Origin of the sequence: Planococcus sp. CPCC 101016 (genome assembly GCF_007859295.1) — a bacterium.
Lineage (GTDB): Bacteria > Bacillota > Bacilli > Bacillales_A > Planococcaceae > Planococcus.
The window spans coordinates 34,761-46,634 of sequence record NZ_VOHB01000004.1 but is presented as its reverse complement, the minus strand read 5'-3'; the positions used below and the strand labels follow the sequence as shown (position 1 = coordinate 46,634).

Sequence of the window (11,874 nt, the reverse complement as noted above, 5' to 3'; positions counted from 1 at the left end):
AAAATGGATTTTAAATTAATCGAGTTAGGCAGTGACGAATTTGCATACCGACTTGAAGAAGATGGCATGATGAAAGCGGAAATTACGTGGACTGAATTGGCAGATGTCATGGTCATCGAACACACTTTTGTTGATGAGTCGATGCGCAATAAAGGGCTGGCCAAGAAGCTTTTAGATCAGGCAGCTGACTATGCCCGCGAACACAGCTACAAAATGGAACCTGTTTGCTCTTATGCGGCAGTAGCTTTTGACCGCTACAAAGAATATGACGACGTTAAAATATAAAAAAACACACAAAAAGCAATCCTCTGTCAATTGAGTGGATTGCTTTTGCTAATTACTGACTATGTAATTTTTCATTTGTTACCTCCGGTTAGATGCTTGTCATGAAGAAAACAATAGCTGTTAAAATTGAAGCTCCACCAACACCATACATGAAATCTGCTTGATTAAAAATTAGATTTTTTTCCATTTTCTAGAACCCCTTTCAAATCTTTGTTATTAATAAAATACCCGAATTATCGCAGTTAAAACATTCTTTGAAAGAAATCTCTGTCTTCATTGATCATCCAAAGCATCAGCACGTTGAAAATCTTCCATATATAAGATGAGATAAAGGACAGATAGATCGAACAGGTTTTATTAATATGATTAGGGGAACAGAGTAATTAAGTAACCAAATCCTTATTTGTACGTATACTCATAAGAGACTAAAGGAAGAGGTGGAAAGAATGAATCAAGAAGTAATAAGTAGAGCAGGAGAGAAAGTGCTCGGCATTATCGGCATCATCTTTAATATTTTAGCAATTGCCTTAATCGGTTTTGCAATGGCAAGTTACGCGAATGTCCAGGGTACACCAGAATTCGAGCAGTTTTTAGAAGAGGAAATCATGTCAAATCCGGAATTCTCAAATCCGGAAGATGTGCAAATGATCATGGATACGATGTCTTCAAGCTTAAATGTAGTTGGGTGGGTGTTAATTGCACTATTGGTTTTAAGTACAATCTTGGCAATTCTCGCATTAGTCAACCTGCGGAAAAGAGGTAAAGCATCCACAGCCGGTGTCTTCTTCATCATTGCTGGTTTGTTTGCAGGATTATTATCCCTTACTTCAATTCTTTTCTACATTGCTGCGATTATGTGCTTTGTCCGCAAGCCGCCAGTGCAAAAAGATCAGAATTTGCGCGATGACGATTTTAAGTATCAAGAAGATCAGCTTCGTCGTAAAGAAGAATCTGTGCACCGCGAAGATGATAGGGTGCGCCGGGATGATACAACGACCCGCAACGATGATACACCTTACCGTCCACTATAAAGCAAACAAAAATACCGAAATAAAAAGAGACGTTCAGATTTTACCTGAACGTCTCTTTTATTGATCTAATAAAATTAGCCGCCTATAAAGCTGCTGATTTCAGATGATAGACATATTTGGCGGTTTGCAGTGGGTGGCCTTCAAACATTTCTTCAAATTCCTCGATAAACTCAAAGCCATTCGCTTCATAGAAATTGCGGCCTTTCGTATTTTCACTTTCCACATAGACAAATAATTGGTTGCCGTTAAGCAGGTAGCTCAGGCCGCTGTTCAGCAACTGTTTACCGTAACCCGAACGTTGAAATTCTGGCTTCATATAGATAGCAATTAGTTCAGCATCTCCGTCTTCATCTACTTTTGTGAAATTAGCGAAGCCGACGGGCTGTCCTTCATGCTCTGCAAGCAAGATGATCGTTCTTTTTAAGCGCATCTCCATCATGGGAGTAGAATAGGATTTATCTAAAAAGCTTTCTTGGACATTAGAGGGAATGATTCCAGCGTACGTATCATTCCAGCTAACTTTGGCAATTTCCTGAACAGATGATATATCTGCGGATGTACCGGTACGAATCATGCAATCACCTCTGAAATTCTTTCTGCAATCATATCAAAAAAAGAGCTCAATAGCCACTAATGTGGAATAATAGAAGCAAAAGGAGGCTGTAAAATATGGACTGGAAGACCTATCATTTTGAAGAATTAACAGCAAGAAAACTATATGAGGTACTAAAGCTGCGGGTGGATGTATTTGTAGTGGAGCAAAATTGTCCATATCCGGAACTGGATAATTTAGATCAGCAATCCGTTCATCTGCTTTGCAGTGAAAACGATGAAGTGTTGGCTTATGCACGACTTGTTCCGGCAGGCATAAAATACAATCTGCCTTCCATTGGCAGAGTGATCGTACATGAAAGCGCCAGAGGACGGGGCTTAGCAAAGAAGTTATTGGAGCAGAGCATCGAATACATTCTGGAAGAATGGCAGGCTCCAGCTATTCAATTGCAAGGACAAGTATATTTGCAAGGGTTCTATGAATCTTTCGGATTCCAGACCATATCGGATAGCTACGACGAAGACGGAATTCCGCATGTAGACATGAAATTTACTCGTAATCAAATGTAATACTTTTGACACACAATAAAGGATTAGCTTTATGAAAAAAGGGTAAATATTTATTAATAGACAAATTGACGAAGGAGTGCTGTAAATGGCAAAAGGAAGAGGTCTCTTATTAGCAGGATTAGCTGCTGGAGCATATGCATATTTCAAAAATCCTGAAAATCGTGAAAAGGCAACGAAAGCGTTCAATGATACGAAAGTGAAGGTGAATTCTTATATGGAATCACAAAACCTGGACAAAAACGGCAATCCGGTTTCGAATACTTCTGATACGCTGAGCAACACTGAAAAACGCGAAAACAAAATGGTTTCAGAAGGCGGCGCCTCAGCCAGTGTCCAATACTATAATGAGCAGCAGCAAAAGGATAAAGAAAACGAAAAGGACGATTTGAAGCTGTCGTCAAATGATGTTAGCAAAGAGAAAGCTGAAAACACAGCTTCAGCTGCTCCAGAGAACAAAATAAGCACAGATAATCTATAAGAAAAAGGATGGTCCCGGACCATCCTTTTTACTGCCAATTATTTTTTGGAACTTACTGCATTGAGCAAAGCAACAGTCAGTAGCAGAGATCCACTAACGAAGAATCCCTGATTAGGGCTCAAAGCAAAAGCTCCTGTAGTACTGGAGCCTGCGACAACCCCGATGGAAAAGAAAGCATAAAAATAACCATAAGCCCGTCCGCGGGATGCCAAAGTTGTTGAATCGATCAATAAAGAATTGATCGAAGGGAACAACAAAGCGAATCCTAATCCATAGGCGCACATGCTGGCATACAGCAACGGTTCCACTGATGCTGCACTTAAGAAGAATAGAGAAGCACCCATAATGGAGAAGCCGGCGATTAAAGTGTAGATGGGTCTAGCAAAGTCGAAAATTTGATTGACGGGAAGCAGGAACACCAAAATGGCTGAAATTCCAAAGACGCTCAATAACAAACCACTGAGCTGGGAATCCAGCCCGAGTCCTTCCACTTTCAGCGGCAGCATATAAGCCAGTACACCCTGCGAAAACATCAGGAAAAATGCGCCAGAAAAAGATCGGAGTAAGCCGCTGTTTCTAAACACATCCTTGTAGGAGTCAACAGATTTAATAACCTCTTCTTTCTTTACAACAGTCTGCCGTAAAGTGAAAAAAGCCACAACCCCGATTAGCAGAATCAGCATCCCGGTAAGGAGCATGGTTTCCGGAACGCTGTTGCGGCTCGTATAGATGGCACCATAAGCGGGCCCAAGAATTGCCGCCAGCCCGACAAAAGCACCGGATAAGGCAGCTCCTTTACCGCGTTTGGCTGATTCTGTCCGATTGGCAAGATACGTGAAAGCAGCGGGAACTGTGAGTCCAGCTGCTAATCCATGGAAGAACCTAACAACCAGCAGACTATAAGGGCCGTCAATTGAAGAGTATGTAAATAACGTCAAGCTTGTTGATAACAAGCCGACAACTAAAACGGCAAACGGTCCTTTTCGATCGGAAAAAATACCGGAAATAACGTTTCCAAACGTATTGGATAGTGAATACATGCCGACTGCCAATCCGGCAATAAAGGGACTGGCACCAAGTGACATGGCGTAGGTGCTTATGATAGGAAGTTGAGCAAACAGATCAAAGAAAGCAAAAAAGATGATTATATAAACGAAAATGCGCAAGACGGTTCCTACTTTCCTGAACAAATAACAATTATCTGGATTTGTTCACCCTTGTGAAAGGGTAAAGATAGCTATAGTTTTATTATACCATCGGAGGTCTGATGATGAAAAAAGCAATGTTTATATTAAATCCATCTGCAGGAAAAGAGCGTGCTTCCGAATATCGTGAACAAGTGGAAGAAACACTCGCTTCAATGGGCTATGAAGTGGACACAAGAGAAACGCAAAAAGCAAAAGACGCCACACATTTTGCAGCAGAAGCCTGTGAAAAGAAATACGATTTCGTTGTAGCAATGGGTGGAGATGGCACGATTAACGAAGCCGTGTCCGGAATAGCGGAACAGCCGCATCAGCCCTTATTTTCATTGATTCCACTGGGAACTGTAAACGATTTTGCGCGGGCGTTGGGCATTTCGCTGGATCCGCCTGAAGCCATCGAAGCGTTGAAAACCGGTTATGAGAAGCGTGTCGATATCGCTAAAGTCGGGCAACACTTCTTCATGAACATATTGGCAATCGGCGATATTGCTGAGTCCACTTATGACGTCGATCCTGAGCAAAAAACCAAACTAGGGGCCTTGGCTTATTTTATTGAAGGCATAAAAGCGATTACAGCTGATACAGAAACTTATTTTGAAATCGAGCATGATCATGGAATATGGTCTGGAGATGCGAAACTGGTATTGGTCGCTTTGACGAATTCAGTGGGCGGCTTTGAAAAGTTGGCGCCGGAAGCTTTAACAGATGACGGCCTGCTGCACCTTTATATCATAAAGAATGCAGCTTTGCCGGCTTTCCTCCGCATCGCGACTTCGGTAGTGAGAGGTAAGTTGGAAGAAGACCCTGCAGTAGAAGCAGTTCATACCACGAAAGTTTCTATTAGAACCAATGAACCTTTAGCCTGCAACATCGATGGAGATGAAGGCTGTACGACTCCTTTTGTAATTGAAGTGTTGCCTCGTCATGTCCGGGCGCTTATCCCGCCGGACAAGGAAGAATAGGCAACAACTATTTTGTGGAATGGATTTTGAGCTTCCACCTGTTAAATGTTAAATCTATTCATTACCTACCGGGAATTTAAAGCAAACTTTCTAATTTTTAAAGTTTGTTTTGAATTCCTGTTAAAATTGAGTTTTACGAAGTAAAAATGAAACCTTTTTTGAGTGAATACGTTATATATAGTATAAATTTTGTATTAAAATGTTACGGATGGCACAAGAAAAGTATTTAAGCACTAGAGCAAATTACATAAAAAAATTACAAAAATAGCAGTATAACTCTATTCTTTTGTGTTACTTCAGTATATAGTTGAGAGAATGCTGCAAAAACTTGTACAAAGAAAGACGGGGAAACGATGAACATTATCACAGCACCATCTATTCAAGAAACTATTTCAAAAATCTTTATGAATGAAACAGAAAATTTAAACCAAATTGAAGGCTTGGATAAATTTTTTGAAATCGAAACACAGTTGATGTATGAAATTCATCACCTTGAAAAAGAGCGGGCCAAAGAAACGTTAAGAGAATTGATCGATATGCTTTCACTGCGTTCTGAAAAAGACATCATCCGCTCTATTCGCAACTACTACATCATTCTGTCTTCGGTTATGGCGCGCAAACTTTATGAAATGCGTGTACCGCCTAAAAAAGCATTTGCCTTCAATTCAGCTTGCGTGGAATTAGTAGACAAGCACATGAATGATTCTGAATTCATGTTTGTAGCAGATGAGTTGATCGAGTTCTTCGTGTCGATTATTTCTGAGCGCAAACAGCCTTCTTTTGGGCACCAAACAGTCAATAAAGTAGTCATTTACATCAACGATGAAGTAGAGCGTGATTTGTCAGTTGAAGAGATTGCCAAGCATTTCAATATTTCGACAAGCCATTTATCGCGTATTTTCAGAGAGCATGCAGGCATAACACTTGTTGAATATTTGAATGTCCGCCGTGTTGAAGAATCTCAATACTACCTGCGTCACTCGGATAAAGGCATTTCAGATATTTCCAAGCAGTTCCACTTCTGTAACCAAAGTTATTTTACACGGATCTTTAAAAAATATACTGCCGTCACACCAAAGCAATTCCGTGACAGCCAACATATTCCGTATTTCCGCTATACATTGCCACACGCCAAGTAAGGAAAGGAGAAGCAATTCTCCTTTTTTTCATGTCTATTATTCATCTGAATACAGCCGCTGGAATGCCGTAATTCTGTCACAAAAATGAAAAAATCAAACAGTGTTTCGTCCATGGATTGAATTTTCTAGCGCTTATCGTTATACTTCTTAGTAGTTGAAAAAGGTGAAGGTGACTAATTTGAAAAAGAAAATTACATTATTAATGATGATGGCAATGGCCGTTGTTTTATTAAGTGGTTGTTCGGCTGTTGAAAACAAGGAAGGATTCTTTTATTCCATCTTTGTTAAACCATTTGATTTCTCGTTGGATTATTTAGGCGGTTTGTTCGGTGGCAGTTACGGTATGGCCATTGTTGTTATTACGATCATTATCCGTTTGGTATTAATGCCTTTCATGTTGCGCACATATAAACGCCAGCAAGGAATGAAAGTGAAAATGGATGCCATGCGTCCTGAAATGGAAGATATTCAAAAGCGCTTGAAAGAAACGAAAGATAAAGAAGAGCAGATGAAGCTGCAGCAGGAAATGATGGGATTATACAAAAAGCATGAAGTCAATCCGCTGAATATGGGTTGCTTGCCTGTCGTTATCCAAATGCCGATTATCATGGGTCTTTATTTTGCTATTCTTTACTCGCCAGACGTTCGTTCTCACGAATTCCTATGGTTCAATCTTGGGTCGCCCGATGTAATTATGACTTTGATTGCGGGAGCAGTTTACTTCTTCCAGGCAAAAGTATCTTTATGGACAATGCCTGAACAGCAGCAAAAGCAGATGAAATTGTTTATCTACATTTCTCCGATCATGATCATGTTCATTTCATTTACATCAATGGCCGCTTTGCCGGTTTACTGGGCAGTCGGGGGTATTTTATTGATCATCCAGACGTTCATTGGCCGTAAATTCTATTCGAACCATCCGGAAAAAGCGCTCGAAGCAGTAGAAGATAAAAAATAATGATAAAGAGCCGGCAAATATTGCCGGCTTTCTTTTTTGGGGAGATGTTCACATGAATATGAAACTTCTGCAAGGCATAGCAATCGCACTTTTGAGCATTACAGCGTTAACTTTTCTGATATTCAGACATTTGGAAATGGCCGTATTATTCATGACGTTGCTGTTCGTTCTGACAAATAGCTTCCGCTATCGCCACATGAAAGCACAAGGCATGCACCGGGAAGCGAAATGGATGCTTGGCATGTCCGTTATTTTCGGTATTTTGTTCTTTGTCATTCTGGGAACTATTTTGTTGTAGAGGCACAAAAAAACAACGCGATCTCATTTATTGAGATTGCGCTGTTTTTGTATATTCGTATTTTTCTTTCATGCGTTCTTCCAATAGCGTATCCAATTGATTCATCAAGGCTTGGATATCACGTTCCGAAATTCGATTCAATGTTTCCATCTCCTTATGTGTTTATACTCATTTATTCGAAAAGACCATAAAGTTTTTGAGGGTCTTATGACTAAAATTGTTCGTATTTTTTTTGGGTGTATAAACCCAATAAATATAGATTTATAAAAAACGTTAGACTGGTATATTGGATGGTGAAGAAATGAGTTGGATCTTTCAAAGAATGTGGAACAAGTATAAGCAATCTCCTACTTGTTGAGGAAGATATTCAGTAATAAGAATGGTAGAATAATAAAGAAGTTGACAGAAGGAAGGTCGATTATGAAGTTTATGGATCGATTCACAAACAAAAATAATAAGTTTTATATAAAATGGATGGTGATTTGTATGTCAGCAATTATGGCCGCTTTAGCAGCAGTGTGGTTTTACATGCACGACTGGGATGTTGAACAAAGCATGAAAGCATTGGCGGAGGCAGTAGCGATAGAAGAGCCTGCTACAGAAACGCCGAAAGATGAAACTGCAGAGCCGGCTGAACCTGAAGCACCGGAAACTCAGACAACAGAAGATTCGGAAGAGCCGGAAAAGCCTGCAACAGAGGAGCCAAAGACTCCAGAGGCACAAGAACCGGAAAGTCCAGCAATAGAGGAAACGCAAGATGCTACTGTTTATCCTGAAAACAGTAAACTGCCTGCAGAACCTACTGTAATCAAAGGTGTGTTGCTGGCAAACAAGCAGCATCCTTTGCCTGAGACCTACGCACCGGGAGAAGTACCGGAAGCGCGGGCTGCTTTTGAAACCATGAAAACGGAAGCGGCGGCTTCTGGTCTGGACTTGGCCGCTTTCAGTACCTATCGTGATTTTGCACGTCAAAAACAACTGTATGAAGGGTACGTGGCGAAAGATGGTCAGGAAGCGGCGGATCGGTACAGTGCACGCCCTGGTTATTCAGAGCATCAGACAGGACTTGCATTTGATATTGGCGAAGCTGGAAAAGAACAGCATTGGGCTTCTGCCTCATTCGGTGACACGGAAGGCGGCAAGTGGCTGGCTGCCAATGCTCACAAGTATGGCTTTATTCTACGCTATCCGGAAGGCAGCGAAGAAATCACAGGCTATATGCATGAATCCTGGCATTTCCGATATGTCGGTAAAGATGCAGCTGCAGAAATTCATCAAAAAGGCATTACGCTCGAAGAGTATTTAGAAGTTCAATAAAGAAAAAACGTCTCCGTTAAAGCGGAGACGTTTTTTATGGATAGAAATAATTAAAAAATTTCTACAGGTTTTGGAGAAGAACTATTTTTCACAAAATAGGTGCCAGCAGACGCGCAATCGATTCTTTGGTTTTAATCATGCGTGTACGATCCAGGTACATCATATAAGTCAATTCAGTTGAAAGCTTTATATCCCGGTGGAAAAGTTCAGCAAGATCGGTGGATACTTTTTCATCATAAATAAAGGCATTCACTTCAAAATTCAATTTAAAGCTTCTGACGTCGATATTGGCAGTACCTACAGTGGACGCCTTGTTGTCTGTGACAATCATTTTTGTGTGGAGAAAGCCATTATCGTAGATAAAGACACGAGCACCGGCTCTCAACATTTGGCCAGCATATGAATAGGTTGCCCAATAGACGAAGGGATGATCGGGTTTATTGGGAATCATGATGCGCACATCGATGCCCGACAAAGCAGCGATGCGTATAGCGTCGTAAAAACTGGCGTCTGGTATAAAGTAGGGGGTTTGTATGTAAATATACTCTCTTGCCAAGTTGATCAACTTCAAATAACCATCTTTGATTTGTTCCCATTCCTCATCCGGACCGCTGGAAACGATTTGCATAGATGTGTTTCCTTTTTTCTGCTTTACAGGGAAGAATAATTCATCATATTCGATATCGTGGCGGGTGGAAGCTTGGTTCCAATCTCGAATGAATCGAGTTTGTAATGGATATAAGGCACTGCCTTCGATGCGGAGATGGGTATCTCGCCAATAACCGAATTTCCGGCTCAGGCCGATATACTCATCTCCGACGTTAAAGCCGCCGATATAACCAACATGTCCATCAATTACCACGATCTTACGGTGATTTCGGTAATTCAGTCGTGGATTGATGATCGGTAAAATCGACGGAAAGAAGGTTTCAACTTCTCCTCCGGCGTTTATGAGTTTTTTAAAATGTCGCTTGCTTAAGCTCCGGGAACCCATATCATCATAAAGAAGGCGAACCTTAACACCTTCTTTTGCTTTGATGGTCAATGCATCCACGATCCGTGTACCCAGCTCATCCAAGCGGAAAATGTAATATTGGATATGGATATGATGTGTGGCATTTTCGATATCCTGGAGAAGCGAGTCGAATTTTTTTCTTCCATCATTAAATATCTGGACGTTGTTATCCTGAGTCAACAAAGCACCATTATTTCGGAGGTGAAGATAAACCAAATCTGTATAATTTCTGGCATTGGGATCTTCGAATTCAAAGGTTTCATCGTGCAATTCATTCATTTGATGGGCGATCCGGTTTTCAATCCCGATTCGTCTGCTGCCTTCCCATTTAAAAAGGGTTTTCTTTCGCAACTGCCTGCCCAAAAGCAGGTAAATGAAGAATCCTAGAATAGGGATAAAAAACAAGACCAGTAGCCAAGCCCATGTAGAAGAGGCATCGCGCCTTTCAAGAAAAACTAAGGCGGCGGCAAGGACAATATTGAACATGAAAATGGCGGCAGTCAAAATACTGATAATAGTAACAGTCATCGAAATTCTCCTAACTTATAAATCTTCTAATTCAAGTATAGACTACCACGCTAAACAAAAAAGAAACTAATATAATAGAAAATTTTCTTATTTTATACATATAAAGTATTCTGATTCAAAAAAACCGGCCTCATTATAAAACTAAGGCCGGAAAACTTTAACTTAAACGCTCTTCTTGCTTTAATTGTTCAACGATGCCTTCAACTTCCTGACGGCTCATTTTTTCTTTTCCGGATTTTAACGCTTTTAAAGTACTGTGGGCTAAAGCCAAAGGAACTTTACAGAACATAAGAATCCGCTTGTTTTTAATCGGTTTGACGTAGAGATCCGCTTTTGCCAGATTATCTTTGGCGTAATTGAACATGTCTTCGCGTGTCCATCCTTCTGGCACGAATGTCACACCCCGCTCGAAATCCTCATCGTAATTCCGCAGCATATTGACCGCCTGTAATCCACGGCCAAAGGCGATTGCATGATCGGGATCTGTTTCCGTTCCATCATACCAGTGCCAGATGTCCGAAAGCATAGTTCCTACAAGGCCGGCAACGTAATACGTATATTCATCAAGGTCTTCTTTTGTCTTGATCACCCAATCCTTTTCCACCCATTTGGACATGCCGCCAGCCATGATGGCAGTGGACTCCATTACCTTTCCCTTTATTTCTTCAGGGCATACACTGATCCAGTCAGCTAAGCGCATAGTGACAGGTGGCAGAAACTGTTCATAAGGAGTGACAAGTTCCAGGTATTGAGTCTCATCAAAATCTGCCGCCAGCATTTGTTGAATGCTGCTCAGCAATTTGATTTTTGTTTGGTCTTCCAGCTCTGGGTGGTCTTCAATTTCGTCAATCGCCCGCATGCAAAGGTAAGCAGAGCCGACGGTTTTCTTCAAAGTAGGTTCCAAAAAGCTGATTGGGATGAAAAAGGTCCGGCTTGTTTCTTTTAGCATAACCAAGGACTCTTTTTGTAGATTCGAAACTTTGCTCATCTCAATTTCCTCCTGTGTGGATTGACTTAACTAAATTTATGTACGAAAAGTCTTTTAGTTGAAAAATGGCTTCCTACTAAATATAAACCAAATAGGCAAAAAAACAAACGATTACCCCAAAACAGGTCCTTATAAAGAAGAAATACCCCTCTGAACAAGTTTAGTATGCTCAAAGGAGTGTGGAAGTCATTCTGTATAAAAATGGCCCCAGGCTTCATGGATGCCACCTGCAAATTTTTGCTTGGCTCGATAGATGGATGGATGCTCCGGTTGTTCAAGTAGTTCCGGCTGCGCATTTCCAACAATGACAGAAGGAAAGCCCATCGTCAGCATTTCCACGTCATTTCCAGAGTCACCGGCCACCAGCAAATTTGCTTCTGATAGCTTGTATTTATCGAGTATATACTGAAGAGTTTGCCCTTTGCCGCTTTCGGGCGGAAGGATGTCTACATCCCGGCCGCCGCTGAAAATCAGTTTAAATGGAATGCCTGCTTTTTCCAGTTCCGAGCGAAAAGTTTCTACCACAGTAGAGTCAGACACGAAATAAG

At 41.0% G+C, this 11,874-nt stretch carries 14 protein-coding genes; 9 read left to right on the top strand and 5 right to left on the bottom strand.

From position 1 onward, the window contains the following. Window positions 1-3: 3 nt before the first annotated feature. Window positions 4-285 (top strand): GNAT family N-acetyltransferase, encoded by a 282-nt coding sequence (locus tag FQV26_RS14555; RefSeq protein ID WP_146558266.1) that lies wholly within the window; start codon window positions 4-6, stop codon window positions 283-285. A gap of 446 nt (window positions 286-731) precedes the next feature. Further along, window positions 732-1,316 carry a DUF4064 domain-containing protein gene (locus FQV26_RS14550; protein WP_146558265.1) on the top strand — a complete coding sequence of 195 codons (585 nt, stop codon included), beginning with the start codon at window positions 732-734 and terminating at the stop codon, window positions 1,314-1,316. Between the two features lie 82 nt (window positions 1,317-1,398). On the opposite strand, the gene FQV26_RS14545 is transcribed toward FQV26_RS14550, so the two are convergent. Continuing rightward, window positions 1,399-1,890: a GNAT family N-acetyltransferase gene (locus tag FQV26_RS14545; protein WP_146558264.1), complete on the bottom strand. Its 492-nt coding sequence runs from the start codon at window positions 1,888-1,890 to the stop codon at window positions 1,399-1,401. A 95-nt stretch (window positions 1,891-1,985) separates the two neighbouring features. On the opposite strand from FQV26_RS14545, the gene FQV26_RS14540 reads away from it, so the two are divergent. Together FQV26_RS14540 and FQV26_RS14535 are read left to right on the top strand one after the other, a co-directional pair. Continuing rightward, window positions 1,986-2,438: a GNAT family N-acetyltransferase gene (locus FQV26_RS14540; RefSeq protein ID WP_146558263.1), complete on the top strand. Its 453-nt coding sequence runs from the start codon at window positions 1,986-1,988 to the stop codon at window positions 2,436-2,438. A gap of 85 nt (window positions 2,439-2,523) precedes the next feature. Next, entirely contained in the window at window positions 2,524-2,916 is a 393-nt protein-coding gene (locus tag FQV26_RS14535) for a hypothetical protein (RefSeq protein WP_146558262.1), read from the top strand. Window positions 2,917-2,954: 38 nt separating this feature from the next. On the opposite strand, the gene FQV26_RS14530 is transcribed toward FQV26_RS14535, so the two are convergent. After that, window positions 2,955-4,082 (bottom strand): MFS transporter, encoded by a 1,128-nt coding sequence (locus FQV26_RS14530; RefSeq protein WP_146558261.1) that lies wholly within the window; start codon window positions 4,080-4,082, stop codon window positions 2,955-2,957. Between the two features lie 104 nt (window positions 4,083-4,186). Here FQV26_RS14530 and FQV26_RS14525 point away from each other — a divergent pair, with 104 nt between their 5' ends. The 5 genes from FQV26_RS14525 (at window position 4,187) to FQV26_RS14505 (ending at window position 8,795) form a co-directional block, all read left to right on the top strand. Next, complete coding sequence (locus FQV26_RS14525; protein WP_146558260.1) at window positions 4,187-5,083, top strand: diacylglycerol/lipid kinase family protein; 897 nt, start codon at window positions 4,187-4,189, stop codon at window positions 5,081-5,083. Between the two features lie 353 nt (window positions 5,084-5,436). Then, window positions 5,437-6,222, top strand: coding sequence for a helix-turn-helix domain-containing protein (locus FQV26_RS14520; protein WP_146558259.1), 786 nt, complete (start codon window positions 5,437-5,439; stop codon window positions 6,220-6,222). Between the two features lie 178 nt (window positions 6,223-6,400). Next, window positions 6,401-7,180 (top strand): membrane protein insertase YidC, encoded by a 780-nt coding sequence (yidC, locus tag FQV26_RS14515; protein WP_146558258.1) that lies wholly within the window; start codon window positions 6,401-6,403, stop codon window positions 7,178-7,180. 52 nt (window positions 7,181-7,232) lie between these two features. After that, on the top strand, window positions 7,233-7,478 hold the full coding sequence (locus FQV26_RS14510; protein WP_146558257.1) for a hypothetical protein: 246 nt from the start codon (window positions 7,233-7,235) through the stop codon (window positions 7,476-7,478). 486 nt (window positions 7,479-7,964) lie between these two features. Continuing rightward, a complete protein-coding gene (locus tag FQV26_RS14505; RefSeq protein ID WP_261384355.1) occupies window positions 7,965-8,795 on the top strand; it encodes a M15 family metallopeptidase in 831 nt (276 codons plus the stop codon). 88 nt (window positions 8,796-8,883) lie between these two features. Here the strand turns inward: FQV26_RS14505 and cls are convergent, their stop codons facing one another. From cls to FQV26_RS14490, 3 genes are all read right to left on the bottom strand, one after another. Continuing rightward, on the bottom strand, window positions 8,884-10,338 hold the full coding sequence (gene cls, locus FQV26_RS14500) for a cardiolipin synthase (RefSeq protein WP_146558256.1): 1,455 nt from the start codon (window positions 10,336-10,338) through the stop codon (window positions 8,884-8,886). Between the two features lie 157 nt (window positions 10,339-10,495). Further along, window positions 10,496-11,326 (bottom strand): squalene/phytoene synthase family protein, encoded by an 831-nt coding sequence (locus FQV26_RS14495; RefSeq protein ID WP_146558255.1) that lies wholly within the window; start codon window positions 11,324-11,326, stop codon window positions 10,496-10,498. Window positions 11,327-11,512: 186 nt separating this feature from the next. Further along, on the bottom strand, window positions 11,513-11,874 hold a 362-nt coding region (locus FQV26_RS14490; RefSeq protein ID WP_146558846.1), incomplete at its 5' end, for an HAD-IIB family hydrolase.